General features: G+C 66.4%; 26 protein-coding genes. 10 read left to right on the top strand and 16 right to left on the bottom strand.

The window, feature by feature from the left end; genetic code table 11:
• Nucleotides 1–11: 11 nt before the first annotated feature.
• Nucleotides 12–1,610, top strand: a complete 1,599-nt coding sequence (locus tag AC1MEQ_RS13100) for an MFS transporter (RefSeq protein WP_479791255.1) — start codon at nt 12–14, stop codon at nt 1,608–1,610.
• Nucleotides 1,611–1,851: 241 nt separating this feature from the next.
• Nucleotides 1,852–2,055: a cold-shock protein gene (locus AC1MEQ_RS13095; RefSeq protein ID WP_343901574.1), complete on the top strand. Its 204-nt coding sequence runs from the start codon at nt 1,852–1,854 to the stop codon at nt 2,053–2,055.
• Between the two features lie 111 nt (nt 2,056–2,166).
• On the opposite strand, the gene AC1MEQ_RS13090 is transcribed toward AC1MEQ_RS13095, so the two are convergent.
• The gene (locus AC1MEQ_RS13090; RefSeq protein ID WP_479791253.1) at nt 2,167–3,156 is read right to left on the bottom strand and encodes an ABC transporter substrate-binding protein; all 990 of its coding nucleotides are present in this window, start codon (nt 3,154–3,156) and stop codon (nt 2,167–2,169) included.
• A 226-nt stretch (nt 3,157–3,382) separates the two neighbouring features.
• Here AC1MEQ_RS13090 and AC1MEQ_RS13085 point away from each other — a divergent pair, with 226 nt between their 5' ends.
• A complete protein-coding gene (locus AC1MEQ_RS13085) occupies nt 3,383–4,249 on the top strand; it encodes a methylenetetrahydrofolate reductase (protein WP_479791251.1) in 867 nt (288 codons plus the stop codon).
• A 55-nt stretch (nt 4,250–4,304) separates the two neighbouring features.
• Here AC1MEQ_RS13085 and AC1MEQ_RS13080 read toward each other — a convergent pair whose 3' ends face one another.
• Nucleotides 4,305–5,291 (bottom strand): ABC transporter substrate-binding protein, encoded by a 987-nt coding sequence (locus AC1MEQ_RS13080; protein WP_479791249.1) that lies wholly within the window; start codon nt 5,289–5,291, stop codon nt 4,305–4,307.
• A gap of 276 nt (nt 5,292–5,567) precedes the next feature.
• Between AC1MEQ_RS13080 and ligM the strand changes: the two genes are divergently transcribed.
• Together ligM and AC1MEQ_RS13070 are read left to right on the top strand one after the other, a co-directional pair.
• The gene (gene ligM / locus AC1MEQ_RS13075) at nt 5,568–6,974 is read left to right on the top strand and encodes a vanillate/3-O-methylgallate O-demethylase (protein ID WP_479796132.1); all 1,407 of its coding nucleotides are present in this window, start codon (nt 5,568–5,570) and stop codon (nt 6,972–6,974) included.
• 84 nt (nt 6,975–7,058) lie between these two features.
• A complete protein-coding gene (locus tag AC1MEQ_RS13070; RefSeq protein ID WP_479791247.1) occupies nt 7,059–7,682 on the top strand; it encodes a PadR family transcriptional regulator in 624 nt (207 codons plus the stop codon).
• 18 nt (nt 7,683–7,700) lie between these two features.
• On the opposite strand, the gene AC1MEQ_RS13065 is transcribed toward AC1MEQ_RS13070, so the two are convergent.
• Nucleotides 7,701–7,958, bottom strand: a complete 258-nt coding sequence (locus AC1MEQ_RS13065) for a hypothetical protein (RefSeq protein ID WP_479791245.1) — start codon at nt 7,956–7,958, stop codon at nt 7,701–7,703.
• Nucleotides 7,955–8,593 carry an ArsR/SmtB family transcription factor gene (locus tag AC1MEQ_RS13060; protein WP_479791243.1) on the bottom strand — a complete coding sequence of 213 codons (639 nt, stop codon included), beginning with the start codon at nt 8,591–8,593 and terminating at the stop codon, nt 7,955–7,957. Before AC1MEQ_RS13060 ends, AC1MEQ_RS13065 begins: the two co-directional genes overlap by 4 nt.
• 109 nt (nt 8,594–8,702) lie before the next feature.
• On the opposite strand from AC1MEQ_RS13060, the gene AC1MEQ_RS13055 reads away from it, so the two are divergent.
• The 3 genes from AC1MEQ_RS13055 (at nt 8,703) to AC1MEQ_RS13045 (ending at nt 11,123) form a co-directional block, all read left to right on the top strand.
• Nucleotides 8,703–9,695 (top strand): LLM class flavin-dependent oxidoreductase, encoded by a 993-nt coding sequence (locus AC1MEQ_RS13055; RefSeq protein ID WP_479791241.1) that lies wholly within the window; start codon nt 8,703–8,705, stop codon nt 9,693–9,695.
• 172 nt (nt 9,696–9,867) lie between these two features.
• Nucleotides 9,868–10,146 carry a hypothetical protein gene (locus AC1MEQ_RS13050; protein ID WP_479791239.1) on the top strand — a complete coding sequence of 93 codons (279 nt, stop codon included), beginning with the start codon at nt 9,868–9,870 and terminating at the stop codon, nt 10,144–10,146.
• A gap of 50 nt (nt 10,147–10,196) precedes the next feature.
• Entirely contained in the window at nt 10,197–11,123 is a 927-nt protein-coding gene (locus tag AC1MEQ_RS13045; RefSeq protein WP_479791237.1) for a LysR family transcriptional regulator, read from the top strand.
• Nucleotides 11,124–11,159: 36 nt separating this feature from the next.
• Here the strand turns inward: AC1MEQ_RS13045 and AC1MEQ_RS13040 are convergent, their stop codons facing one another.
• The 5 genes from AC1MEQ_RS13040 to AC1MEQ_RS13020 all read right to left on the bottom strand — a co-directional run bounded on the left by AC1MEQ_RS13040 (nt 11,160) and on the right by AC1MEQ_RS13020 (nt 16,175).
• Entirely contained in the window at nt 11,160–12,557 is a 1,398-nt protein-coding gene (locus tag AC1MEQ_RS13040) for an SH3 domain-containing protein (RefSeq protein ID WP_479791235.1), read from the bottom strand.
• A gap of 154 nt (nt 12,558–12,711) precedes the next feature.
• Nucleotides 12,712–13,536: an IclR family transcriptional regulator domain-containing protein gene (locus AC1MEQ_RS13035; RefSeq protein WP_479791234.1), complete on the bottom strand. Its 825-nt coding sequence runs from the start codon at nt 13,534–13,536 to the stop codon at nt 12,712–12,714.
• A gap of 95 nt (nt 13,537–13,631) precedes the next feature.
• Nucleotides 13,632–14,285: a 3-oxoacid CoA-transferase subunit B gene (locus tag AC1MEQ_RS13030; RefSeq protein ID WP_479791232.1), complete on the bottom strand. Its 654-nt coding sequence runs from the start codon at nt 14,283–14,285 to the stop codon at nt 13,632–13,634.
• Nucleotides 14,282–14,956 (bottom strand): 3-oxoacid CoA-transferase subunit A, encoded by a 675-nt coding sequence (locus AC1MEQ_RS13025; protein ID WP_479791231.1) that lies wholly within the window; start codon nt 14,954–14,956, stop codon nt 14,282–14,284. Before AC1MEQ_RS13025 ends, AC1MEQ_RS13030 begins: the two co-directional genes overlap by 4 nt.
• A 13-nt stretch (nt 14,957–14,969) precedes the next feature.
• On the bottom strand, nt 14,970–16,175 hold the full coding sequence (locus AC1MEQ_RS13020) for a thiolase family protein (protein ID WP_479791229.1): 1,206 nt from the start codon (nt 16,173–16,175) through the stop codon (nt 14,970–14,972).
• A gap of 137 nt (nt 16,176–16,312) precedes the next feature.
• Here AC1MEQ_RS13020 and AC1MEQ_RS13015 point away from each other — a divergent pair, with 137 nt between their 5' ends.
• Nucleotides 16,313–17,407 (top strand): enoyl-CoA hydratase/isomerase family protein, encoded by a 1,095-nt coding sequence (locus AC1MEQ_RS13015; RefSeq protein WP_479791228.1) that lies wholly within the window; start codon nt 16,313–16,315, stop codon nt 17,405–17,407.
• Between the two features lie 2 nt (nt 17,408–17,409).
• Nucleotides 17,410–18,153 (top strand): IclR family transcriptional regulator, encoded by a 744-nt coding sequence (locus AC1MEQ_RS13010; protein WP_479791226.1) that lies wholly within the window; start codon nt 17,410–17,412, stop codon nt 18,151–18,153.
• A gap of 4 nt (nt 18,154–18,157) precedes the next feature.
• Here the strand turns inward: AC1MEQ_RS13010 and AC1MEQ_RS13005 are convergent, their stop codons facing one another.
• From AC1MEQ_RS13005 to AC1MEQ_RS12975, 7 genes are all read right to left on the bottom strand, one after another.
• On the bottom strand, nt 18,158–19,057 hold the full coding sequence (locus AC1MEQ_RS13005) for an ABC transporter ATP-binding protein (RefSeq protein ID WP_479791225.1): 900 nt from the start codon (nt 19,055–19,057) through the stop codon (nt 18,158–18,160).
• Complete coding sequence (locus tag AC1MEQ_RS13000; protein WP_479791223.1) at nt 19,047–19,820, bottom strand: ABC transporter permease; 774 nt, start codon at nt 19,818–19,820, stop codon at nt 19,047–19,049. Before AC1MEQ_RS13000 ends, AC1MEQ_RS13005 begins: the two co-directional genes overlap by 11 nt.
• Nucleotides 19,817–20,599, bottom strand: coding sequence for an ABC transporter permease (locus AC1MEQ_RS12995; protein ID WP_479796131.1), 783 nt, complete (start codon nt 20,597–20,599; stop codon nt 19,817–19,819). The genes AC1MEQ_RS13000 and AC1MEQ_RS12995 overlap by 4 nt, the downstream gene beginning before the upstream one ends.
• 50 nt (nt 20,600–20,649) lie before the next feature.
• Nucleotides 20,650–21,624 carry an ABC transporter substrate-binding protein gene (locus tag AC1MEQ_RS12990; RefSeq protein ID WP_479791221.1) on the bottom strand — a complete coding sequence of 325 codons (975 nt, stop codon included), beginning with the start codon at nt 21,622–21,624 and terminating at the stop codon, nt 20,650–20,652.
• Between the two features lie 69 nt (nt 21,625–21,693).
• On the bottom strand, nt 21,694–23,232 hold the full coding sequence (locus AC1MEQ_RS12985) for an acyl-CoA synthetase (RefSeq protein WP_479791219.1): 1,539 nt from the start codon (nt 23,230–23,232) through the stop codon (nt 21,694–21,696).
• A 59-nt stretch (nt 23,233–23,291) separates the two neighbouring features.
• Complete coding sequence (locus tag AC1MEQ_RS12980) at nt 23,292–24,278, bottom strand: ABC transporter substrate-binding protein (protein ID WP_479791217.1); 987 nt, start codon at nt 24,276–24,278, stop codon at nt 23,292–23,294.
• Between the two features lie 240 nt (nt 24,279–24,518).
• Nucleotides 24,519–24,974 carry a MaoC family dehydratase gene (locus AC1MEQ_RS12975; protein ID WP_479791215.1) on the bottom strand — a complete coding sequence of 152 codons (456 nt, stop codon included), beginning with the start codon at nt 24,972–24,974 and terminating at the stop codon, nt 24,519–24,521.
• Nucleotides 24,975–25,060: the final 86 nt, after the last annotated feature.

Raw genomic sequence — 25,060 nt, 5'->3', positions numbered from 1 at the left:
CGAGGAACCCCATGAGCATCGCGCACGATCCGCCCGGCCCGCAGGCAGCGCCCGGCCGCGCCCGCCGCTGGGCTGCATTGGCCGTGCTCATGTTCCCGGTCCTGCTGGTCGCGGTGGACAACACCGTGCTCAGCTTCGCGGTCCCGGCCCTGTCCACCGCGCTGGGGCCGACCTCGAACCAACTCCTCTGGATCATCGACGCGTACCCGCTGGTCCTGGCGGGCCTGCTGGTGCCGATGGGCAGCCTGGGCGACCGCATCGGCCGCCGGAAACTGCTGCTGATCGGCGGGGCGGGGTTCGCCGCCGTCTCCGCGGTCGCCGCCTTCATGCCGGATGCCTCGCTGCTCATCGCGGCGCGCGCCCTGATGGCGGTCTTCGGTGCCATGCTCATGCCGGCCACCCTGTCGCTCATCCGGAACATCTTCACCGACGCCACCGAACGCCGCACTGCCATCGCGGCATGGGCATCCGCTTTTTCCGGTGGTGCCGCGTTGGGACCGATCGTGGGCGGATGGCTCCTCGAGCACTACTGGTGGGGTTCGGTCTTCCTGCTCTCGGTACCCATGCTTCTTCCCCTTCTGCTCCTGGGCCCGTTCCTGATCCCAGAGTCCCGCGATCCGGCCCCGGGGCGCCTGGACCCGGCGAGCATTGTCCTGGCCATGGGGACCCTGGCCCCCATCGTCTATGGCATCAAGGCGGCAACAGGACAGGGGCCCGCATGGCTCGCCGGGTCAACCATCGCACTGGGAATGCTCTGCGGCCTGGCCTTCGTTCGCCGCCAGCTCCGCAGCGCCACCCCCATGCTCGATGTGCGCCTCTTCCGCAACGCGGTCTTCTCGGCGGCCCTGGTGGTGAACCTTTTCAGCGTGTTCGCCCTGGTGGGATTCATCTACTTCCTGTCCCAGCATCTCCAACTCATCGCCGGCCTGTCCCCCATGGAGGCCGGGTTCTTCATGGTTCCGGGACTGGTCCTCACGGTGGTCTTCGGGTTCGTCGCCGTCCCGCTGGTCCAACGGGTCGGGGCATCCGCGGTGGTCATGACCGGACTGGCGTTCAGCGCCGGCGCATATGTCCTGGTCGTCGCCTTCGGCCGCTCGGGTTCCGTGGTCGCCTTGCTCGTCGCGTTCTGCGTCCTGGGCATCGGCGTCGGGCTGGCGGAGACGATATCCAACGACCTGGCCCTCTCCGCAGTCCCCCCACACCGGGCCGGCGCTGCCGCCGCGATCTCGGAGACCGCCTACGAGGTGGGCTCCGTCCTGGGTACCGCCATCCTGGGAAGCATCCTCAATGCCGCCTACAGCCGCGGGGTATCGATTCCGGGACAGCTTGACCCGTCCCAAGCCGACCGCGCCCGGGAGACCCTGGCGGGTGCCGTCGACGCGGCCGCCACACTGCCCTCAACCCAGCAAGCCGCCACGTTGCTCGAATCGGCGGCCCACGCGTTCGATGGTGGCGTCACCATCACCGCGGCCATCGCCGCGGCCCTCATGCTCGTCGCCCTCCTGGTCGTCAGAAGGGCCTTCAGGGAGTTCCCGCACGAAGCCACACCCGCCGGCGGGAGCCCGGACGGACAGGCCGGTGTGGGTAGCGCGGTCACCGGGAAGAGATGAACTCCGGGCAACATCGAGATGAAAGTCCGGCAATTGTGCCCTCCGGATAGGTTATGGCGACAATCTCGCGTATTATGGAACTTGTAGTCGTAGTTTTCTCGCAGTAATTTCAGTGTCAAGGCCCCGTTCGCGGGGAGTGTCTCTTTTTGACTCGCGGTAAATCTCGTAGCTGCATGTCACCACCAAGTCCGGTGGCGACAACCCCTACGTCCCCTGCGGACAGTCTCGAAAGGACACAATCATGGCAATTGGTACCGTCAAGTGGTTCAACGCTGAAAAGGGCTTCGGCTTCATCGCTCCGGATGACAACTCGGACGACGTGTTCGCGCACTACTCCGCGATCCAGTCCAACGGCTTCCGCTCCCTCGAAGAGGGCCAGCGCGTCGAGTTCGAGGTGACCCAGGGCCAGAAGGGCCTGCAGGCCACGGACATCCGCGCCGTCTAAGTTTTCCATCGGGTCCTGATATGGACCGATGAGAACACCTGAAAATGGTGGCATCCCCTCGGGGATGCCACCATTTTTGCCTTCCGCCTGCCGGTTGACCCAGCGGGCCCGCTACGGGACGACGATCTTGCCCAGGTCCGGCTGCTTGGACAGGAAGCCGTACTCCACGGTCAGCTCCCCCAGCTTTTCGAGCTGGTCGTTGGGTACCGCTGCGTCCCAGGTCTCCATCTTGAGGCCCTTTGCCATCTTGGCATCCATGCCCATGAACTCAGGCAGCAACGCCTTGGCTTCATCCTGCTTCGCTTCGGCCGACGACAGGGTCTCCTCCATGGCATCGCGGAACTTGGAAACGACCTCCTGCTTGCCATCGGCATACGTACCGCTGGTGAAGGTGACCATCGTGGGCAGCCCGGGAATGGCCACCTGGTTGGGATAGCCGACGAGCCTGTTGTCCGGATCGGCCAGCGCCCGACTCAGGAAGGGCTCGGGAAGCCAGACCGCATCGGTGTTCCCCCGTTCCAGCTGGGCCTCCATATCCTGGAACCCCATCTCGTTGAACTTGAGTTTCGAGGCGTCCGCGCCATCCTGCGCCGCCGCATCCATGATGGTCAGGTCTCCCTGGGTCTTCAACGCATTGACCGACGTGGTCTTCCCGGCCAAGTCGGCAAACCCTCCGATCCCGGAGTCCTTGCGCGTCACGACGCCGTTGATGTCATCGCCTTCGGCCTTCGAATTCGAGTAGCCGGTGACGATGCGCATATCCAGGCCCTTGTCGGCCGCCGTCAACACGGACAGCGGGTTGCCGACGGCGAAATTCATGGTCCCCGTCGAAACCGCGGGAAGCATGGCAGCCCCGCCCTGCCCGGTCTGGAGTTCCACCTTCAGTCCATGGTCTTCGAAGATGCCCTCGTCGATCCCGTACTGCATGGCCACCGACGGGGCGATGGAAAGGACGCCAACGGTCACCGGGGTCAATTCTCCGCCACCGCTTGCGCTCGAATCGGCATCGGCCGCACCAGAGGGGGATCCTCCGCCGCAGCCGCTCAATAGCAGCATCGCCGTCAGGCCCAGGCCGACCGTCGCTGATTTTAGATTCCTCATGGTGTCTCCTCGTTGCGGTTCGGCAGGATTCCCTGGCCGATGTCGTGCTTGCGGCGTCGAGGCGGACCATCAACGCTACGTGCAATGGATCACACCATAACCAGATCAAAATGGTTTTACAAGAAGTTTTCAATGATTGAGGAAGACACTTATTCTCGATTCCGGCCCACTGGACGAACACTATGGCCATAGATATGTTGGAGGGATCGACACTAAGGACTCCGCCATGCCCTCTACGCCTGATCCCCACCTTTCCCCTGGCATCGATCTGGTGCGTGACTTTTCCCTGGAAATGACCGGCAAGGACAATGCCGCACTCGCCGAAGCCACAAACAGCTTGCCACCGGGCACCCGGATCAACGTGACCTTTCTGGGCAACGAGAACCTCCCCATGCGCGTTGCCGCCGCGACGGCAGTGCGCGCCGCGGGGTTTGAGCCCATTCCCCATATATCGGCCCGTCGGCTCGCGTCGGTGGCCGAACTCGACGAATTCCTTCATGCATTGACCACCGAAGCACAGGTCGAGAACGTGTTTGCCGTCGGAGGGGACCCGGAGTCCCCCCTCGGGCCGTTCCCCGACGCACTGTCCCTGATCACGTCCGGACGGCTCCAGGCACACGGGGTCAGCGCCGTGGCGATCGGCGGGTACCCTGAGGGGCATCCCGAGATTGGCGATGCCGCACTCTGGGATGCGCTAGAGGCCAAGTCGGCGGCGCTCCAGGAGGCCGGCCTGGACGGGTCAATTGTCACGCAGTTCGGATTCGATGTTGGCCCCGTGCTTTCCTGGCTGCTTGAACTGCGTCGGCGCGGCATCTGGCTTCCGGTCCGCATCGGCGTGCCGGGTCCCGCCGGCATCAAACGGTTGCTGACTTACGCACGTCGATTCGGCGTGTCATCATCGGCGGGCATCGCCCACAAATACGGGTTTTCCCTGGCCAACCTCCTCGGCACCGCCGGCCCCGACCGTTTCATCACGGACCTCGCAGCCGCCCTGGACCCGGCCGTTCACGGGGAGGCCAGGTTGCATTTCTATACGTTCGGCGGCCTACAGGCCACGGCTCGATGGGTAGCCGAGTTCGACGCCGGCCACTGATGAACACGCCGGTGCCGGCAGGTAACCACCCAGACCGGCACCGGATTCGCACGGGCTATTCGCTCGGCAGCAGCTGTCCCATGTCGGGTTTCTTGTCGATCAATCCCCGGTCCAGCGAAATGTCCGCGATCTGCTGGATCGACGCCGTATTGACCTCGGTGTTGTATGCCGGCAAAGTGAGCTTGTCGATGACATCGGGCTTCAGCGTGGTGTATTCCGGCAAGATCGCCTTGACCTTCTCCGGGTTCTGCTGGGCGAATTCCTGCGAGGCCTTCATGGCCCGGACGAACTTCGCTGCCGTCTCGGGGTGCTCCGCGACATATTTGTCGGTGGAGAAGTAGACGGCCACCGTGAGGTCATCGACCGGCTCGGCATAGTTGGAGAAGACCGGCACATTGCCATCGGCCTCCGATATGGTCACGAACGGCTCAACGGCGGCAATGGCATCCACAGTGCCCTTCGCCAGTTGTGCGGTCATGTCCGGGAATGCCATCTCCACGAATTGGATCGACTTGTAGTCCCCGCCGGCTCGTTTGACTGCTTCGGAAATCGTGGAATCGGAGATGTTGTTCAGTGTATTGACCGCGATCTTCTTGCCCGCCAATCCGGCGATGTCCTTGATCCCGCTATCCGGCTTGGTCATGACGGATGCGAAATCGGCCGTCGTATCACCGGTGGTGCTTCCCCCGGGAGCCATCATCTTCAGCGGGAGGCCCTTGGCCCTGCCGACGATCATCGAGGTGACGTTGGAAAATCCAAATTCCATTTGACCACTGGTCACGGCGGGAACGATCGCCGCGCCACCCTGCGCGGGCGTGAGCTTCAAGTCCAGCCCCTCCTCTTCGAAGATCCCCTCCTTGACGCCAAGATAGATCGGGGCGACGTCGACGATCGGGATCACCCCGACCTCGATCTGTTCCAGGGAGCCGCCTCCAGATCCCGCTGACGACGGCCCCGCCTCGCTGGACGACGGCGAGCCTCCCCCACACGCGGTCAGGCCGAGAATCGCCAATAGCGCGACGGCACATTTCATCCTGCTCATGCTGCAACTCCGATCGATGGGCCCCGTCATGGGGCGGGTGATGTGGTTCACATGGTAGCTACCTGCATAGATAATGAACAGGCCTTCCCCGACGTCCCCGGTCGGACGTCGAAAGGGGCTTCGAGCCGCCGAGCCGGTAGTGGATTCCCGCCAAGCCAACCCTCGACATAACTACCTGGGTAGTCATATGGTCGATGACAGGAAGTGAACCACGCCATATACCGGGCGGTGATCGGCGATCCAGCGGAGATCGCCCCGAAGGAACAGGAACGCACCATGACGCACCAGAATCTCCAGGAAGTGCTCGACACGACGGACAACACGGTCGACTTGCTGCGCAACTCGAAGCTCGGCGCGTACATCTATCCGGTCGTCGCCCCCGAATTCACGAACTGGCGCAGCGAACAACGCGCGTGGCGCGAGACCGCCGTCCTGTACGACCAGTCGCACCATATGGACAACCTCTTCATCTCCGGTCCCGACGCCTTGAAGCTCATCTCGGATACGGCGATCAACTCGGTGGCCAACTTTCCCGTCAACAAGGCGAAGCAGTATGTCCCCACCACACCGGCCGGGCACGTCATCGGGGACGGCATCATGTTCCACGAAGCCGAGAACGAGTACGTCTATGTCGGCCGTGCCCCTGCCGCCAACTGGCTGCTCTTCCACGGCGAGACGGGTGGCTACGATGTCACGATCGAGGTGGACCGTCGCTCGCCGTCGCGTCCAATGGGCAAGCCCGTGCAGCGCCGCTATTGGCGATTCCAGATTCAGGGACCCAATGCCTGGAAGATCATCGAGAAGCTCAACGGATCGCCCGTCGAGCAACTGAAGTTCTTCACCATGGACACGATGCAGATCGCCGGGCAAACGGTCCGCACGCTGCGCCACGGCATGGCAGGTGCGCCTGGTTTGGAGATCTGGGGGCCGTACGACTCCTACGACTTGATCCGCGACGCCGTCCTGGAGGCGGGCCAGGAGTTCGGCATCCTCGCGGTGGGCGCCCGGGCCTACCCCTCCAACACCCTGGAGTCCGGCTGGATCCCGTCGCCGCTCCCCGCTATCTACACGGGCGAGGAACTCCGTTCCTACCGCGAGTGGCTCGGTGCCGACAGCTACGAGGCGACCAATGCGGTGGCGGGCAGTTTCGATTCGGGCGACATCGAGGACTACTACCTCACTCCGTGGGAGCTCGGTTACGGGTCGTTCGTGAAATTCGACCACGACTTCATCGGCCGGGAGGCCCTGGAGAAGATCGATCCGGCCACGCAACGCCGTAAGGTCACGCTGGCGTGGGATGCCGGGGACCTGGGCACCATCCTCACCTCGGTGCTGGACACGGAACAGGAGCCCTACAAGTACTTCGACCTGCCCCTGGCCAACTACGGATCGTCCAATTACGACCGCGTGGTCGACGCCGACGGGAAGACCGTGGGCTTGTCGATGTTCACCGGCTACAGCGCCAATGAACGCCGTGGGTTGTCGCTGGCGGTCATCGACCCGGAAGTCCCCGAGGGCGCGGAGTTGCGGGTGGTCTGGGGCGAGCCCGACGGCGGCACGGCCAAGACGACCGTCGAGCCGCACCGGCAGTTCAATGCCCGCGTCGTCGTCAGCCCCGTGCCCTATTCGGTGGCGGCGCGCGGTGACTACAAGGGCGGGTGGCGCACCGGGTACACGCAGTAGGCGGATCGGGTGGTGTGCCGGCCCGGGCCGGCCCACCACCCGCTCCACATATGATGGGCACACGAACCCCGGAAAGGTGCGCTAATGAGCCTGCGGTATGCCATCCTGGCGCTACTGAACGTGGAGCCGATGACCGGCTACGACCTGTATAAGCTTTTCGGCGAGTCCGTCGGGCATGTCTGGTACGCACCGGACTCCCAGATCTATCCCGAGCTGCGCAAAATGGAAAAGGAATCCCTGGTCGAGGGCGAGGACATCGCCTGGGGCAAAAACGGGACCAAACGCCGCTACCACGTCACCGTGGCCGGGGCCGAGGCCTTCACCTGCTGGATGAACGAGCCCATGTCCTTCTCCCGTGTCCGCGACCCGGCACATCTGCGGGCGGCGTATCTGGAGTGGGCAACGCCCGAGGCGGCCCGGGGGCAGATGCAGGACCATATCGCGCACAACACCGTCCTGCTGCGCCAATGGGAGACGAAGATCCGAGAGATCGACACCGGCACCAGCGCGATGCTCAACCGCAGGCTCGAGGTGACCCCGGAACAGGACCGCCACCGGACGGCGGCGTTCAAGCGCTTCGCCTACGAGGGGCTCATCGCCCGGGCCGAAGCCGAGATCGTCTGGGCCAACCGCGGATTGCGGCTCATCGAGGAGCTCTACGACGGGGAACCGGCAACGGCGCCAGACATCGCGACGTCGCGGCGATAGCCGGAATCGGGACGGCTCCTACTGGCCCAGTCCCGAATGCCGTCGGGCCAGGGCGTCGGTGACCGCCTCCTCGCGGTCATGCAACCGGGCGGCCCGATCCCGGCCGCGGGCCGAACGCATGACCGCGTGCCGTGCAGCGCGGCGGGTGGCGAGGTGCTCACCCCAATCGGTGAGGGCCGTTCCGGCGCCGATGAGGGCCGCCCCAAATCCGTCGGGTTCGAGCGCGCGCAGTTCGCGCTCCCGGACGTCGTTCAGTGGCAGGGCTCGGGTGTTCATGTTGTTTTCTCCTGATCGGTGGGGCCGGTGGCCACGGGATGCTCCGGGTCCACCAGCGGGAAGGCGTTGAAGTGCATCTGCACCGGACGGGCATCGGGTCCGCCGGCATCACGGTATTCCTCGACGATTTTGCCGAGGTAGGAGACGACCCGGTCGGAGATCTCCGCCAGTTGTGCCCGATCCAACCGCAGGTTGGAGGTGTTCAGCACGGCGCCCTCCATCCACTTGGCCCCCAGTTGCTCGTCGCCGAAGCGCAGGAAGTCGTCCAGCGCCCGCGCGCGGTTCTGCTCGAACTGCCGGGCAACGATCCGCGCCGCCGAGTTGGTCGCAGGATCAGCGCCGCCCGCATCCGGGCCCAGGGCGATGGGTCCCGGTGGCCGTTCCCACCAGCGTTCCCGGCCGTTGCCCTTGTCCGTAACTTCTCGGACCAGCGAGTGCTTGGCCAGCTGGCGCAGGTGATAGCTCGTGGAACCACTCGATTCGCCCAGGCGTTCGGCCAGACCGCTGGCGGTCTGCGCTCCGTACCGCGAGAGCATCTCCAACAGCTGCAGGCGCAGCGGGTGGCTGAGCGCCTTCAGCGCTGGAAGCCCGAGCGGGCGGCCGGCATATCGTCCGGGTTCTTCAGTGGGCTCCATGTAGACAGCGTAAAACCGCAAAGACAATTTTGCAAGGAGTTCTTTGCAACGGATTCTTTGCGATGGGAGTACTGGGAATGATTGGGCACGATGGCGGGTTGTCGCCTATGTGAACATCCCTCTCTCCCTCCTTGACCTCGCCCCGGTTCCCACCGGTAGCACCATCGCCAACACCTTCAGGGAGTCGGTCGAGCTGGCCCGCACGGCCGAAGCCGCCGGCTACACGCGCATCTGGTATGCCGAGCACCACAACATGGCCTCCATCGCATCCAGCGCCACGTCGGTCCTCATCGGGCACATTGCCCAGCAGACCTCCACGATCCGCCTCGGAGCCGGTGGCATCATGTTGCCCAACCACTCCCCGCTGGTGATCGCCGAACAGTTCGGGACGCTGGAGACGCTGTTCCCCGGACGCATCGACCTGGGCCTGGGCCGAGCTCCGGGCAGCGACCAGGCCACCTTTCGCGCTCTGCGCCGCGACCCGGCGGCCGCCGATTCCTTCCCGCACGACGTGCTGGAACTCCAGGGATTCCTGACCGGGAACTCGCGCATCCCCACGGTCAACGCCTACCCGGGGTCCGGCACCAACGTCCCGATCTACATCCTCGGCTCGAGCCTGTTCGGTGCCCAGCTCGCCGCCCAACTCGGCCTGCCGTACTCTTTTGCCTCTCATTTCGCCCCGGATGCCCTGCACGCCGCGGTTGCGGCCTACCGGAACAACTTCCAGCCCTCCGAGCAGCTCTCCGAGCCACATGTGATCGCCGGTGTCGGCGTCGTGGCAGCCGATACCAACGAACAGGCGCATGTCCAGATGGAGCAGGTCCGTCGCGACCGGGTCTCCAGCTTCCTCGGCCGCGGACGCGAGACCCCGTTTACGGAGCCGGAAATCGACATGCTGATGGAGTCGGCAGCCGGCGAGCAGATCCTGAAGATGCTCGCCTACACGGCCGTCGGTTCACCCGAGGCTGTGGGCGAGTACCTCGAGGGCTTTGCCCGCAGCGCCCATGCCGATGAATTGATCACCGTGCACAACGCCTCGGGTCCGGCGGATCGGCTGGCGTCGGTCCAGCTGACGGCCGCTGCCATGGGCTTGGCGGGCTAACCGCTACCATTGGCCCACCCGGCCGTCAGTCCAGGATCACCGACGGCCGCGCCCTCTCTCGGGCAAGGCCCGGCAGGTGCCCGTTCACAAGAGCCCGGTCCCGGCCTACGCTGGTGGTGTCAGACGTGACCTGGGCATCCGGCCCGCCACGCGAAGCAGGAGGGCAGCGACCATGAGCGGCATCTACGACGACACGGTTTTCGATGAAGCGCCCGAGGATGATCTCGACGAGCCGGAGGACGGCCGCTACGGCACGCCCGAGGACGGCTCCTCCGACAACCCGGAGACCATGAACCGGATCGATCCGTTGCGGCGGCACAGCTACCTCGTCGAGGACGATCTCGAGGGAAGCGGCGACTCCGCAGGCGACTCCGAGAACGAGACGCTGGCGTCCCAGTGGGAACTCGACGACGAAGAGGAATCGGCCCGGGAAGACGACGACGAGGACTAGCATGGCATAGGAGGGCTTCTCGTTCTCCATGCCGACACCCAGGAGTGCTAATGGTCAACCCGGTGCACCTGCGAACGCTCCTGGAGGTCATCGCCCACGGCTCCTTCGCCGCGGCCGCCGTCCCCTTGGGCTACACCGCGTCCGCCGTCTCCCAGCAGATGACGGCCCTGGAACGTGACACCGGCGTGGCGTTGTTCCGCCGGTCCGCCCGCGCCATCGAGCCGACCGAGGCGGCAACCACCATGGCGCGGCACGCCCGCAAGGTCCTCACCGACATCGATGCGCTGCTCGCTGCCAGCACGACGGCGGCGGGAGACCCGGGCGCGGACCCCGCCCAGGAGCTGCGGCTGGGCATCTTCCCCTCCCTGGCGACCTTCGCCCTCCCCCGGCTGCTCGGCGCCAAGGACTGGTCCAGCCTGGGCATCCGGCTGCGGGTGAGCGTGGGCGAACCGCACCAGACGATCGCCAGCCTGCAGGCCGGCAACGAACTCGACCTCGCGCTGGTCTTCCAGGTCGGCCAGACCGGGCTGGGCTGGTCTGGCACCATGGACCGGCAATGGCTCGGCGACGACGATTTCCGCGTCGTGGTCCCTGCATCCTGGAAATTCGCCGACGGGGCACAAGTCGACGCCGCCCAGCTGGCGAACATGCCATGGATCATTCACCACCCCGGAACCGCGGATGCAACGGTCATTTCCCGCCTGTTCGCCTCGCTCGACCTGCACCCGCGCGTGGTGGCGCACTGCGACGACTTCAACGCCTCGTTGCATATGGCTTCCACGGGCTTGGGCGCCGCGCTGGTCCCGGCGCTGGCCATGCAGCAGAAACCCGACGGGCTCGTGGTGTTGGACGTGCCGGAAATCCGGCTGGCCCGCAGCATCTTCGCCCTGCAGGTGGGCACCACGCGCAGTCCGAAGGTCGACGTCTTCATGGACCGGCTGGCCGCCGAGTTGCGCCAGATCAGCATCGCCCCCTGATCGGCAACCGATGCTGGCCGACGCCTCGGCGCGCTGTCAATCCACCAGGTTCTCCACGTGGACGTGGTCGTAGTGCATGGTCGTGGCGTTCCAGCCCCGCGCGTTCAGGTGCCGGCCCCAACCACCCTTCGAGTAGGGGCCCCATTGCCCGTCCTGGTGCAGCCAGATCCTGTCGCGCCAGATGATGTAGTCGATGTCGAGCGATGCGCGGTTCCTCACCAGGTATGAGGCGACGGCGTTGCCGTTCCGGATGCCCGAGAACGAGCTCCAGCCGCGCATCATGAAATCCGACCCGACGCCGAGGCGGTGGCCGATGGATCCGTTGCGCAACGTGCCGACGGAACTGTAGGTCCGCCCGTACTTGGCCTTGACCTTCTTGATCATCTTCGCGGTCACCGGCTGCAGGTGCGGCGGGGCCTTCGTCGCGAGATTGGTCAGCAGCGTGTTCTTGATCCAACCGGTGCCCTTCGAGCTCTTCACCCGCGTCCACCCGTTGCGCCCGGACACCACGGGCATCATCTCGCCGGCTGGCACAACTCCCAGGCTCCGCGTCGAGGTCGAGCCCCCGGTGCGGACGTTGGAGGCGTGGCGGGTCCAGCGGTAGCTGCTGGAGGGGAGGATCGTGGAGCCGGTGTAGCGGGTCGCCTTCTTCGACAGGTCGCGCGTGGGAACCCAGCCCCGACTGCCGGGTGCCTGGACGTATGACCACGTGCCGGAGGTCCGCAGCTGCGTGGCCTTGATGCCCTTGGTGAAGGCCTGCAGCCGTTTCGACGCGAACGTCGGTTTGGCGTAGAGCGCCTGGGATCCGGCGAACCAACGGATGGTGGCGCTGGTTCCGGGCCGGGGTATGGCAACCGCCGGCTGGCCCGTGGCGCGCAGGTAATCGGAGGATGCCCAACCGGATCTGCTGCCATATTTGATCTGCCACCACGCCCCGGCCGTCCTGCCGGTCCGGGCCACCACGGCGCCCTTCTTCATGATGCCCAACGACGAGTACTTCGTCCCGGCGCCCCGGCGAAGATGCAGGTTCACCGTCGTCTTCGCATATTTGACGGACGTGGACTTCTTCGGCGCGGAGGTGGCGCGCAGGTAGGTCGAGGAGGCCCAGCCGGTCTTGGTGCCGTATTTGACCTGCCACCAGGCCCCCGACGTCCTGCCGGTCCGGGCCACCACGGTGCCCTTCTTCATGATGCCCAGCGACGAGTACTTCGTCCCGGCGCCGCGGCGCAGGTTCAGGTTCGCCGTCGTCTTCGCATATTTCGTCTTCGTGGCGGCCGGCAGGGCGAATGTGGCCACCGACGCGGCGATCGACAGGGACGACGTCGTTGCCGGTTGCGCGGCTGCGGCGGCGGGCGGCACACCACCGGCGGCAACGAGCGCCAGGGCCACCGACGCGACGGCACCGTGGGTGAAGAGATGGTTTCGGAACGACATGCGATGCTCCCCCGACGCAGTGGCCGGCCTGCTCCCGCACCGCTTGCTGCACGGTGCCCCGGGCAGCGTGGGCCGGCTGGTTACCGAGACTGTAACCCGGACGCAGCCGCCAGGCCACCCTTCGGACGGGGTTTCCAGCGGGCGACGACGGAATTCAGCGTCGGGCGCGCAACGCCTCCTCGATGCGGGCGGCGGCTTGCTGCAGGTGTGGCAACACGTTTATCGCCTCGTCGGCTGCGTTTCCGCCACCCGGCGTCGAGCCCGGCAGCGTGCTCATCGAGACGTTCAGGGCCGCGGCGACGGTGCCGTCGGGGGACATCACGGGCACCGCGATGGAGCGTAGCCCGACCTCCAGTTCCTGGTCCACCAGGCACCACCCCCGCTCCCGGACGGCTGCAAGTTCGCGGCGCAGGGCCGCGGGATCGGTGATGGTGTTCGGGGTCAGCGCCTCCAGCGGGCGGGCGGCGAGCGCCGCATCGAGCCCCTCCGGTGTGAGGTGGGCCAGCAGCACCCGGCCCATGGAGGTCGCGTAGGCGGGGAAGCGGCTGCCGACGGCGATGCCCACGCGCATGATGCGCCGGGTGTGGACCCGGGCGATGTAGACGACGTCGGCTCCATCCAGGATCGAGGCGGAGGCCGACTCGTTCAACCGTGAGGAGAGCTCCTCGAGCACCGGTTCGATGAGCTCGGTCAGCGTATGCCCGGAGAGGAAGGCGTAACCCAGTTGCAGCACCTGGGCGGTCAGCTCGAAGTGCTTGCCGTCCGTGCGCACATAGCCCAATTCGGCGAGGGTGAGCAGGAAGCGGCGGGCGGTGGCCCGCGAGAGCCCGGTGCGCTTGGCGACGTCCGTCAGGGTCATCGAGTGGTGTTCGGCATCGAAGGCACGGATCACATCCAACCCGCGGGCCAGCGACTGCACGAACTGGCCGGCCGCGGCGGTGGACGGCGCGGCCTGCGTCGTCTCGACGTCGTACTCCATGGTGTCCTTCCCAAAAGGTGCGGGGCGCGGCTACGGCCCGCGGCAACCCACCCATCCTAGAGGTGCGTAGCCGGGGCCGCGTCGTGGAGCCGGTACTAGGCCTGCTTCAACGCCACGGGCAGGCGCCCGGCGAGTTCCTCGAAGGTGATGCCGTGCGTGGAGCGGACCGTGACGGTGCCATCCTCGATGAGGAAGACGGCGGATTCGGTGTAGATCCGGGAGACGCAACCCAGCCCGGTGACGGGGTAGGTCAGTGCCTCGACCAGCTTGGATTCGCCGGCCTTGGTGAACAGGCCCATCATGACCCAGGTGGATTTGGCGCCGATGGCCAGGTCCATGGCGCCGCCGACCGCGGGGATCGCCCCGGGTGCACCGGTGTGCCAGTTGGCCAGGTCGCCGCCCCGGGAGACCTGGAAGGCGCCGAGGACGCAGACGTCCAGGTGTCCGCCGCGCATCATGGCGAACGAGTCGGCATGGTGGAAGTAGCTGGCCCCGGGCAGCTCGGTGACCGGGATCTTGCCGGCGTTGATCAGGTCGCCGTCGATATCGTCGCCGGTGGCCACCGGGCCCATGCCGAGCATGCCGTTCTCCGTGTGGAGGGTGACACCCTGCTCGACGGTGAGGTAGTTCGACACGTTGGTCGGCTGGCCGATGCCCAGGTTCACGAAGGCACCGGAGGGGATGTCGGCGGCGACCATCTCGGCCATTTCATCGCGGGTCAGCGCCGCGGCGGTGTAGTTGTAGCTCATTTGCTCTCTCCTGCGATCTGCACGACCGTGTCGACGTAGATGCCCGGGGTCACGACGACCTCCGGGTCGATCCCGCCGACCGGGACGATCTGGTCGACCTGGACGATGGTCTGCGCCGCGGCGGTGGCCATGACCGGGCCGAAGTTGCGGGCGGTCTTACGGTAGACCAGGTTGCCGAACGCGTCGGCCGTCATCGCCTTGATGAGGGCGACGTCGGCCTTGATCGGGGTCTCCAGCACGTACCCGACCCCGTCGATCTCGCGGGTTTCCTTGCCCTCGGCCAGCAGCGTGCCGTAGCCGGTCGGGGTGAAGAACCCCCCGATCCCGGCCCCGGCGGCACGCAGCCGCTCGGCGAGGTTTCCCTGCGGGACGAGCTCGAGTTCGATCTCCCCGGCCCGGTAGGCCGTATCGAAGTGCCAGGAATCGGACTGGCGCGGGAAGGAGCAGATGACCTTGCGGACCTTGCGCTCCTTGATGAGCAGCGCCAGCCCGGCATCGGACTGTCCGGCGTTGTTGTTCACCACCGTCAGGTCGGAGGCCCCGCAGTCAAGCAGCGCGTCGATCAGTTCCATCGGCTGGCCGGCGTTGCCGAACCCCCCGATGAGGACGGTGGCGCCGTCATGGATGCCGGAGACGGCATCGGCGGCGTTGGCGGCAATGCGTGGTGCCACGGTGGTTTCCCCTTTACTTGCTGGTGGTGTTTTCGAGGACGACAGCCAGGCCCTGGCCGACGCCGATGCAGATGGCCGCTACACCCCAGCGCTGTCCGGAGCCCTGGAGCCGCCGGGCGAGGGTGCCGAGGATCCGCAGGCCGGACGCGCCGAGGGGGTGGCCGATGGCCAGGGCACCGCCCCAGGCGTTGACGATCTCCTCGTCGATGCCCCAGGCATCGACGCAGGCCAGTGATTGCGCGGCGAAGGCCTCGTTGAGTTCGACGGCGGAGACATCCTCCCAGCCGATGCCCGCCTTGGCGAGGGCGCGGTTGGCGGCCTCGACAGGGGCGAAGCCGAAGTACTGCGGTTCAATGGCCGCGGCGCCGCGGCCGGCGATGCGGGCCAGCGGCTCGCGGCCCAGCAGGGCCGCGGCCTGTTCGCTGCCGAGCCAGGCGGCCGAGGCGCCGTCGTTCATCGGGGAGGCATTGCCGGCGGTGACGGTGCCGTTGTCGGTGCGGAAGACGGTCCGCAGCCCTGCCAGGGAGTCCGGCGTGGACTCGGGACGGATGGTCTCGTCGCGGTCCAGGCGGACCCCCTTGCGGGTGTTGGGCTCGATAGGGACGACGAGATCGTCGTAGTTCCCGGCGTTCCAGGCGGCGTCGGCGAGCTGGTGTGAGCGGGCGGCGAAGGCGTCCTGGCGTTCGCGGTCGATGCCCTCGCGTTCGCGCAGTTGTTCGGTGGCCTCGCCCAGGGAGACGGTCCAGGCATCGGGCATCTCGGGGTTGACCAGCCGCCAGCCCAGGGTCGTGTTGGCGAGCTCGAGGTTGTTCATCGGGAACGCGCGCTCGGTCTTGGGCAGAACCCAGGGCGCCCGGGACATGGATTCAACGCCACCGAGCAGCATCAGGTCGGCATCCCCGACGTTGATCTGCCGGGAGGCGATCATGGCGGCATCCAACGACGAACCGCAGAGCCGGTTGACCGTGGTGCCGGGCAGGGAGACGGGAAGCCCGGCCAACAGGGTCGACATGCGGGCCACATTGCGGTTCTCCTCGCCGGCACCGTTGGCGTTGCCGAAAATCGACTCGTCGATCCGCTCCACGTCCAGGTCCGGGGACCGTTCCACCAGGGCCTTGACGATGTGGGTGGCCAGGTCGTCGGGCCGGTGGGAGGACAACGCCCCGCCGATCTTGCCGAACGGGGTGCGTACCGCGTCGTAAACGTAGGCCTGCTGCATGGGACTCCTGCCATTATGTGTTCACTGGATGAACTTAAGTTCGTATGTTGAACTCTAGCGAAAAACCTCGCTCGACACAATGGCTGCTGCCCCGCCATCCGCTGGTGTACACCCCGGGGCGCGGGTAGCGTCATTGAATGGGAATCACGGATGCGATGAAGGGACAGGCGGCCATGGCGGAGGCAACGGAAACCGGGGCATCGAGGGCGGACCACGTGCTGGTCGACGTCACGGACGGCGTCGGGCTGCTGACCCTGAACCGGCCGCGCCAGATCAACGCCCTGACCCGCCCCATGGTCACCGAACTGACGCACCGGCTCGAAGCCTGGCGCGAGGATCCCGCGGTGGGGATCGTGGTGCTGCGCGGTGCCGGGGAGCGCGGATTCTGCGCCGGCGGTGACATCCTGGCCTTCCACACCTCCATCACCACGGGCAAGCAGCACGAATTCCTCTCCTTCCTCGCCGAGGAATTCCAGCTCGATGGGATCATCGCGACCTACCCCAAACCGGTGGTCGCCCTGATGGACGGGCTGTGCATGGGGGGCGGGGTGGGCCTCGCCGGCCATGCGTCGGTCCGCATTGTCACGGCCCGCTCCGCGATCGGCATGCCGGAAACGCACATCGGCTACTCCCCCGATGTCGGAGGGACCCATCTCCTGGGGCTGGCCCCCGGTCGCCTCGGCGAGCACCTGGCCCTGACCGCGTCCACGATGGGGGCCGGAGACGCGATCCATGCCGGTTTCGCCGACTTCTGCATCGCCGAGGACGGGATCGCCGACGTGCTCGGCGCCCTGCCGGACCTGGTCGGCCTGCCGGCGCCCGACGTTGCCGTCGCCCTGGAAATCCTGCACGGCACGCCCGCCCCCGCAGCCGGGTTGGTGGCCGACGCCGCCTGGATCGACGAGGCCTACGCCGGGACCGATGTCCCCGCCATCCTGGACCGGCTGGACGCCAGCGCCTTTCCCTCGGCGGGCCGGGCAGCCGCCGCGGTGCGTGCCAATTCGCCGCTGGCCACCCAGACGGCACTGCAGGCGGTGCGTGCCGCACGGGAGGACGCCCACTTGCCCTCGGCTCTGGCCCGCGAATTGCGTGTTGCCGACTACCTGATGAAGCACCCCGACCTGCCGGAGGGCATCCGGGCGCAGATCATCGACAAGGACCGTGCCCCGCGCTGGTCGCCGTCGGACCATGCTGGGGTCGACACCGCGGAGATCACCGCGGTCATCGCCTGACCATGGCGAATTCACCCTCCGGTGACTCCATGCTGGACCGCCTGGTCAGGATCCTGGACTCCTTTGACGCGGACCAGCCCTCACTGACGGTCACCGCCCTGGCCCGCCGCGCGTCCGTCCCCCGGGCGACCGCCTACCGCCTGGTGGAGGAACTCGTGTCCCACGGGCTGCTGGCCAAAGGCGAGGACGGCGAAGTCAGGCTGGGACTGCGGCTCTGGGAGCTGTCCAACCGGGCGTCACTGACGCGTGACCTGCGCCTGGTCGCCTTGCCCTACATGGAGGACATCAACCAACTGCTGCAGCAGAACACCCAGCTGTCGGTCCTGCACGAGGACGAGGTGTTGATCGTCGAGCGGTTGTCCCGCCCCGGGGCGGCCGTCAACCAGGCCCACGTCGCCGGTCGCATGCCGGTGCTGCGCACGTCGATGGGGATGGCCCTGCTGGCGTTTTCCCCGGCACACGTCACCGAGGAATTCCTGCAACGCCACCAGCAGGACGCCCAGGCCAGACATCCCGACCTGCGCCGGACGCTGGCCCACATCCGGTTGACCGGCTACGCGACGCTGGCGGGCTTCACCGATCCCGAGACCACGGGGGCGGCCGTTCCGATCCTGGATGACCGGCGTCGTGCCGTGGCGGTGATCTCCGTGGTGGTCCCCACGGATTCGGACCTGCTGCCGGCCGCGGTCATGGCCTTGCGGACGGCGGCAGGCGGGATCGCCCGGGCCCTGTCGGGGACGGCGTAGCGGTCTACGGGGCGCCATCGGGTCGGTGACCGCGTTTGGCCAGTTGGATCTGCTCGTAGACGTGGTGGCGTAGTTCGGTGAACCGCGGCAGGGACCGGGTCTCGAGCTGATCACGTTCATCGGGCAGGTCGATGACCAGGTCCTCCTGGACCACGGTCGGCGAGGACGACAGGACGATCACTCGGCCACCCAAATAGATCGACTCGTCGATGTCGTGCGTGACGAACAGGACGGTCATGCCCAGGTCCTTCCACAGCCGGCGCACCAGGTCCTCCAGGTCCGCCCGGGTCTGCGCGTCCACGGCGGCGAAGGGCTCGTCCATCAGCAGCACCTCGGGCTGGTAGGCCACCGCACGGGCGATGGCCACGCGTTGCTGCATGCCGCCGGAGAGCTGCCAGGGGTACGAACGCGGCACGGCGTCCAAGCCGACGGCCTCCAGCGCCTCGTTCACGCGCGCCTTGCGTTCGGCCTTGGGCACGCCGGCGTTCTTCAACGGCAGTTCCACGTTCTCGGCCACGCGCAACCAGGGGAAGAGCGAACGCCCGTATTCCTGGAAGACAACGGCCATCTTCTTCGGCGGCCCGGTGATCTCCTGTCCGTCCAGGGTCACCTGGCCTTCGGTGGCGCCCAGGAGCCCGGCGATGACCTTCAGCAGCGTGGTCTTCCCGGAGCCGGAGGGACCGACCAGGCAGGCGAGTTCGCCGCGGGCCAGGTCAAAGGTCAGGTTCCGCACGGCCTCGATGTCGCCGCCGTCGGTGTGGTAGACCTTCTTCACCCCACGGACGGACAGCAACGCCTGCCCGTCGGGAAGGGTCCGTCCGGCGGGTGCCGGTGTGCCTGCCGGACGTGCGGGCCGGGCCAGGTGATCCGGGGTTGCCTCGGGGCTGCGTGCTTCAGACTGCATTTTCTACCTCTTTCAAACCGTGGTACCAGCGCAGGATGCGCCGTTCGGCCCACTGGAAGATGAATGACATGGCCACCCCGATCAGACCGAGCACGATGATGCCCGACCACATCTGCGGGATGGCAAAGGACCGCTGGAACTGCACGATCGTGAACCCGAGCCCGGATGAGGAGGCGAACATCTCGGAGATGACCATCAGGATCAACCCGATGGACAGGCACTGGCGGATCCCGGCCATGATGATCGGTGTTGCCGAGGGCAGCACCTGGTAGCGGATGCGCGCGAATCCGGAGATCCCGTACGAGCGGGAGGTCTCATTCTGCACCGGATCGATCGAACGCACACCCTCGATCGTGTTCAGCAGGACCGGCCAGATCGCGCCGGAGACGATGACCGCGACCTTCATCGAGTCGTTGACCCCGATCAACAGCATCAGCACCGGGATCAGCACCGGTGGGGGCAGCGCCCGGAAGAACTCGAAGACCGGTTCGGTCACCGCCCGTAGCGTCCGGTTCAACCCCACCAGCAGCCCCACCACCACGCCCAGGACGATGGCCAATAGGACTCCGATGACCAGCCGGCCGATGCTGGGGATGACATCGGTGCCGATCCTGCCCTCGAACCACGTGGGGCCGAAGGTGTCCACCAACTGTGCGGGGGTGGGCACGAAGAAGTTGGGCTCCCCGGAGGTGCCCACCCACCACAGGGCGAGCAGCAGGACCGGCAGCGCGATGAGGTATCCAGCGGATTTCAGGGTCCTCATGCGATCGCCTCCCCACGGACCGAGGGGTGCCATCCCAGGATCCGCCGTTCGATGGCGCGCATGCCGACATTTATCAGCATGCCCAGCAGGCCGGTGGCCAGGATCAGCGCATACATCCCGGAGATCGCGCCGCCGGATTGCGCCAGGGCGATCTCCCGCCCCAGCCCCGGGGAACCGATGATCAGTTCGGCGGTGATCGCCAGGATCAACGCGACGGCCGCCCCCAGGCGGATACCGGTCATCAGGTAGGGCAACACCGTGGGGAACACGACGTCCTTGATCCGCTGCCAGCCCGAGAACCCGTAGGACTTCGCGGTCTGCATGGCCACGTTGTCCACATCGGCGACCCCGTAGAGGACCTGGATCAACACCTGCCAGAAGCAGGCATAGACGATCAGCAACAGCGAGGACTCGAGCTTCACCCCGTAGAGCAGGACCGCCAGCGGGATCAGCGCCACCGAGGGGATCGGGCGCAGGAACTCGATAGTCGAGTTCGTGAACCGGCGCAGGAATCCGGAGCTGCCGATGAGCATCCCCAACACCAGAGCCACGATCGTGGCCATCGCCAGGCCGAGCGCCCAGGCCAGCAAGGTGTCCCCGACCGAGACCCAGAAGGCCGTCAGCCCGAAGTCCCCGACCAGCGCGATGATCACCTCGGAAGCAGGGGGCAGGTACTTCGCCTGGACAACGCCCACGACCGGCAGCAACTCCCAGACCCCGAGGAAGACGATGACACCGGCCAACCCGAGCACCCAGCCCGGCAGCACCTTACGACGCATCCGCGCCGGCCGAGCCGGCCCCGGCACCTTAGTCGAGTCGAGCACTACCGTCATGGCAGCAGCGCATCCAGGTCAGGTGCCTTGGAGAGAGTCCCGTACTTCACGGCCGCGTCGCCGAGCTTCTGTGCGGCGTCGCGGTCCATCTCGACGCGGAACTTCGGCAGGATCAGGCCCTTGCGGGTCTCGGCATCGATCTTGGTGTACGTGCCGACGATGTCACGGACCTTGTCCGGGTTCTCCTCGGCGAACTCCAGGGACTTATTCATCGCGCGTTGGAACTTCTCGGCAAGTTCCGGGTCCTTGTCCATGGTCGCCTGGCTGGTGAAGTAGGCGGCGATGTCCAGGTTCGGGTCGAAGTCGGAGAAGTTGTTGCTGATGACCCGTGCCCCGTCGTCCACGGACTGGGTCAGGAACGGGTCGAGGATCCAGGCGGCGTCGACGACCCCGTTGTCCAGGGCGGCGGGGGCATCAGGGAACCCGACCTCGACGAAGTTGATGGATTCCGGGTCCCCACCGTCCTCTTCGACGACCGTCTTGATGGTCGTGTCGCCGATGTTGGAGAGGTTGTTGACGGAGACTTTCTTGCCCGCGAGGTCTTTCGGCGACTTGATGCCCGAATCCCCGGAGACGACGACGGCACCGAAGTCGTGGTCGGTCCCGGTGGTGCTGTTCCCGTTGGCCACGACCTTCATGTCCAGGCCCTTGTCGTTCGCGACCATGAGCGAGACGAGGTTGGAGAAAGCGAAGTCGTAGCTACCGGACTGTACGCCCGGGATGATGGCCGCACCGCCGCTGGCGGTCTGGATGTCCAGGTCCAGTCCCTCGTCGGCGAAGAAGCCCTCCTTGTCGCCGAGCCAGATCGGCGCGGTGTCCACGATCGGGATGACCCCGACGGCGACCTGGGTCAGCCCCGCGTTGCCAGTCGCTGCGGCATCGTCGGCCCCACCGCTGGGCGAGCCGGATCCGCAGGCGGCCAGAAGCAGGACCGCGGTGGCGGCTCCCGCCGCCTTCAGGATATTTTTCATGGTGTTTCCCTTCCCTCAAAGGTGATGGTCGTCTCGGCGCGCCCGATGTCTGCCAGGCTCACCGACGGTCTACTCCCGGCCGGAGCCGGACGTGGTGGTGGCGCGGCTGCGCAGCGTTGCCTTGCGGATCTTCCCGCTGGCGGTGCGTGGGAGTTCGCCGACGAATTCGACGGTGCGGGGGATCTTGTACCGGGCCAGCCGGCCATCGAGGTGTGCCTGCACATGCTCGGCGTCCAGAGCGGCGCCTTCGAAGAGCTCGATCACCGCCTTGGGCACCTCCCCCCATTTCTCGTCGGGGATGCCGATGACGGCGACCGAGGCGATTTGCGGCAGCTCCATGATGACGGTCTCGACCTCGGCCGGATAGATGTTCTCGCCGCCGGAGATGATCATGTCCTTCAGCCGATCGGATACATAGAGGAAGCCCTCGTCATCGACGTGTCCGATGTCCCCGGATCGCAGCCACCCTCCCTCGACGATGGTCTGGGAGCTGGCGTCGGGGAGGCCCCAATACCCCGAGATGACATTGGGTCCGCAGATTTGGATCTCGCCGTCCGTCCCGGCCGGGGCGATGCCGCCCCCGGGTTCGACGATGCGCACGTCCGTGAAGAAGTGCGGCAGTCCCGAGGATCCGACCTTGGCACGGGAGTGCTCGGCCAACAACGCCGTCGCGCCGGGCGCGGTCTCGGTCATGCCGTAGCCGTTGGAGAAGGAGAGCCCGCGGGCCTCGTAGGCGTCGGAGACGCGGGAGGGCACCGCGGAGCCGCCGCAGGTGATCTTGACCAGGGAGGAGATGTCGGTCGATGGGAAGCTGGGGTGCTCGGCCAGCAGCTGGAAGGTGGTGGGCACTCCCGAGAGGCTGGTGATCCGGTGGCGTTCGATGGCCGCCAGCACCTCGCCGGGTTCGAAGCGGTCCTGAAGCACCAGGGTCCCTCCCTTGAGCAGGGTCGGCAGGGCGCCCATGCCAAGTGATGCCACGTGGAACATCGGGGCGATCAGCAGGGCGACCTCGGTAGCGGGCACGTCGAAGTCGACGATCACGTTGATGCTGTTCCAGGTCATGTTGCCGTGGCTCAGCACGGCGCCCTTGGGCCGTCCGGTCGTGCCCGAGGTGTAGAGAATGAGGGCCGGGTCATCCAGCGACACCGGGACATCTGCCACCGTCGGCTCGGCACTGGTAATGGCCTCCTCGTATCCTCCTGCCTCGGCGGCCTGGCCGCCGACGGCCAAGCGTCCCTCGACGGCGGTTCCCCGGATCGCCTCGTCGGCCAGACCTGCCAGCTTGGCTTCGTGGATGAGCAGCCGGCTTCCCGAGTCGGTGAGCTGATAGGTGAGCTCACCAGGTGCCAGCCGGGTGTTCAGCGGGACGAAGACCGCCCCGAGCAGGCCGCAGGCAAACAGCGTTTCCAGGAAGGCGGGGTGGTTGCCTCCGAGATAGGCCACACGGTCCCCGGGGCCGACGCCGTGGCGCACCAGCACCGTGGCCAGGCGGTCAATCCGCCCGGCCAGCGTCTCGTAGTCGAGGCTGTCGGCGCCATTGATGATGGCTGGCTTGCCGCCCGACTTAACTCGACGCTTATGGATCCAAGGACCGATTCCCGCGTTCATTCCGTGCACTTCCTTCGTCCTTCCAGCGCCTGCTGGGGGTGGCCGTTTCTTGAGGGGTGTTACTTGACGAGGACCGAGTCGACGTCCGGCGCCTTTGAGACGAAGCCGTACTTGAGCATCAGCTCGCCCATGTCAGTCATCTGCTCCGTGCGCAGCTCCGGCGAGAACTGTTCCATGTTGATTTTCTGCGCCACGGCGGCATCCATCTTCAGGAAGGTGCCCACGGTGTCCTTGAGCCCCTTGGGGTCAGCCTCCGCCGCGCCCAAGGTCTCGGCCAGGGCATCCTTGAACTCCGTGACCGTCTCCGGGTTCTCCTGCGCGAACTTGCCGGAGGTGAAGGCGACCATCGTGGGCAGGCCCGGGATGACGTCCTGGTAGTTGTAGCCCAGCAGCTTGTTCCCCGGATCGGCTAGCGCCTTGGCCACGAACGGCTCGGCCATCCAGGCCGCGTCGATGTTGCCTCGGTCCAGCTGTGCGGCGGCGTCCGGGAATGCCACCTCGGAGAACTTGATGGCCTTCGGGTCCGCTCCGTCGCGGCTGGCCGCCTCCATGATGGTCAGGTCGCCCTGCGTGTTCACGGCGTTCACCGAGACCGTCTTGCCGGCCAGGTCCTTCCAGGACTCGATGCCCGAATCCTTCTTCACGACGACGCCGGTGATGTCATCTCCCTCGGCCTTCGAGTTGGAGTAGCCCGAGACGATCTTCATGTCCAGGCCCTTGTCCACGGAGACCAGCACCGAGAGCGGGTTGCCGATGGCGAAGTTCATGGTGCCGGTGGAGACGGCCGGCAGCATCGCGGCACCGCCCTGGCCGGTCTGGAATTCGATGTCCAGCCCGTGCTTTTCGAAGATCCCCTCGTCAATGCCGTACTGCACCGCCGCGGATGGGGCGATGGTCAGCACGCCGACCGAAACCTTCTTGAGGGCCCCGCCGGAGGACGAGTCCGCCCCGGCGGCCGAGCCGGACGGCGACCCTTGGCCGCACCCTGTGAGCGCAAGCGCCACGACGGCCGCTCCGGCAAGGACGGTACCGAGTTGCTTTTTCATGTTTGTGCTCCTTGTGCTGTTCGGGCTTCTGCACCCACTTCCGATACCGCTATCTCATGTGACCGGCACCACATGATTTACAACGTAGATACAATCGTTGAGATAATCAATAGTTAAGACCGGATTGTGACCGGGGTTTCGCTGCGAAACCGTGTCAACGGTTGCTGGACGCCAACCGCCCCGACACCCGCGGACGCGGCCGCCCCCTGTTGCCGCCCAATGACCGCTCCGGGCGCCGTCTCAGGCGTAGAAGCGGTAAATCCCCCGCGAAACCACCGAGGGCTTGGTGGCGCCCTCGACCTCTACGACCTGGTCTACGGCGATCTGGTAGCCGCCCTTGACCTCATCGACCTCGGCGATGGCCGCCTTCATCCGGACACGGGAGCCGACGGGAACGGGAGCGGGGAAGCGGACCTTTTCCAATCCGTAATTGACCTTGGTGCTGACGCCGGTGACATCGAAGAGCTCGGCCCAAAAAGCGATCTGCAGACTGAGCGTAAGGTACCCGTGCGCAATCGGGCCACCGAAGGGGCCGCCCTTGGCCTTCTCGGGATCCGTATGGATCCACTGGTGGTCATCAGTGGCGTCGGCAAACGTGTTCACCTGGTCCTGGGTCACGGTGCGGTACTCGCTATAGCCGAGGTCCGTGCCGGCCGCGTCGGCGAGCTCGTCGTAGCCGATGGTGGTCTGTCCCATGGTGGTTCTCCTTGGTGGGTGATGTGGTGTTTGATGTCGTGGCGCCGTGGCGGGGTCCGCGATGGTTCCACCGGTGCCGGCGTTCG

The organism is Arthrobacter sp. ASL1, assembly GCF_056680475.1.
Note: the sequence above shows the minus strand (reverse complement) of the source record. Positions and strands in the feature narration are given on the sequence as shown.

Excerpts from the sequence above, each read along its gene's own strand:
- AC1MEQ_RS13100 (WP_479791255.1), top strand. The coding sequence starts at position 12 with ATGAGCATCGCGCACGATCCGCCCGGCCCGCAGGCAGCGCCCGGCCGC.
- AC1MEQ_RS13095 (WP_343901574.1), top strand. The coding sequence starts at position 1,852 with ATGGCAATTGGTACCGTCAAGTGGTTCAACGCTGAAAAGGGCTTCGGC.
- AC1MEQ_RS13090 (WP_479791253.1), bottom strand. The coding sequence starts at position 3,156 with ATGAGGAATCTAAAATCAGCGACGGTCGGCCTGGGCCTGACGGCGATG.
- AC1MEQ_RS13085 (WP_479791251.1), top strand. The coding sequence starts at position 3,383 with ATGCCCTCTACGCCTGATCCCCACCTTTCCCCTGGCATCGATCTGGTG.
- AC1MEQ_RS13080 (WP_479791249.1), bottom strand. The coding sequence starts at position 5,291 with ATGAGCAGGATGAAATGTGCCGTCGCGCTATTGGCGATTCTCGGCCTG.
- ligM (WP_479796132.1), top strand. The coding sequence starts at position 5,568 with ATGACGCACCAGAATCTCCAGGAAGTGCTCGACACGACGGACAACACG.
- AC1MEQ_RS13070 (WP_479791247.1), top strand. The coding sequence starts at position 7,059 with ATGAGCCTGCGGTATGCCATCCTGGCGCTACTGAACGTGGAGCCGATG.
- AC1MEQ_RS13065 (WP_479791245.1), bottom strand. The coding sequence starts at position 7,958 with ATGAACACCCGAGCCCTGCCACTGAACGACGTCCGGGAGCGCGAACTG.
- AC1MEQ_RS13060 (WP_479791243.1), bottom strand. The coding sequence starts at position 8,593 with ATGGAGCCCACTGAAGAACCCGGACGATATGCCGGCCGCCCGCTCGGG.
- AC1MEQ_RS13050 (WP_479791239.1), top strand. The coding sequence starts at position 9,868 with ATGAGCGGCATCTACGACGACACGGTTTTCGATGAAGCGCCCGAGGAT.
- AC1MEQ_RS13045 (WP_479791237.1), top strand. The coding sequence starts at position 10,197 with ATGGTCAACCCGGTGCACCTGCGAACGCTCCTGGAGGTCATCGCCCAC.
- AC1MEQ_RS13040 (WP_479791235.1), bottom strand. The coding sequence starts at position 12,557 with ATGTCGTTCCGAAACCATCTCTTCACCCACGGTGCCGTCGCGTCGGTG.
- AC1MEQ_RS13035 (WP_479791234.1), bottom strand. The coding sequence starts at position 13,536 with ATGGAGTACGACGTCGAGACGACGCAGGCCGCGCCGTCCACCGCCGCG.
- AC1MEQ_RS13030 (WP_479791232.1), bottom strand. The coding sequence starts at position 14,285 with ATGAGCTACAACTACACCGCCGCGGCGCTGACCCGCGATGAAATGGCC.
- AC1MEQ_RS13020 (WP_479791229.1), bottom strand. The coding sequence starts at position 16,175 with ATGCAGCAGGCCTACGTTTACGACGCGGTACGCACCCCGTTCGGCAAG.
- AC1MEQ_RS13015 (WP_479791228.1), top strand. The coding sequence starts at position 16,313 with ATGGGAATCACGGATGCGATGAAGGGACAGGCGGCCATGGCGGAGGCA.
- AC1MEQ_RS13010 (WP_479791226.1), top strand. The coding sequence starts at position 17,410 with ATGGCGAATTCACCCTCCGGTGACTCCATGCTGGACCGCCTGGTCAGG.
- AC1MEQ_RS13005 (WP_479791225.1), bottom strand. The coding sequence starts at position 19,057 with ATGCAGTCTGAAGCACGCAGCCCCGAGGCAACCCCGGATCACCTGGCC.
- AC1MEQ_RS13000 (WP_479791223.1), bottom strand. The coding sequence starts at position 19,820 with ATGAGGACCCTGAAATCCGCTGGATACCTCATCGCGCTGCCGGTCCTG.
- AC1MEQ_RS12995 (WP_479796131.1), bottom strand. The coding sequence starts at position 20,599 with ATGCGTCGTAAGGTGCTGCCGGGCTGGGTGCTCGGGTTGGCCGGTGTC.
- AC1MEQ_RS12990 (WP_479791221.1), bottom strand. The coding sequence starts at position 21,624 with ATGAAAAATATCCTGAAGGCGGCGGGAGCCGCCACCGCGGTCCTGCTT.
- AC1MEQ_RS12985 (WP_479791219.1), bottom strand. The coding sequence starts at position 23,232 with ATGAACGCGGGAATCGGTCCTTGGATCCATAAGCGTCGAGTTAAGTCG.
- AC1MEQ_RS12980 (WP_479791217.1), bottom strand. The coding sequence starts at position 24,278 with ATGAAAAAGCAACTCGGTACCGTCCTTGCCGGAGCGGCCGTCGTGGCG.
- AC1MEQ_RS12975 (WP_479791215.1), bottom strand. The coding sequence starts at position 24,974 with ATGGGACAGACCACCATCGGCTACGACGAGCTCGCCGACGCGGCCGGC.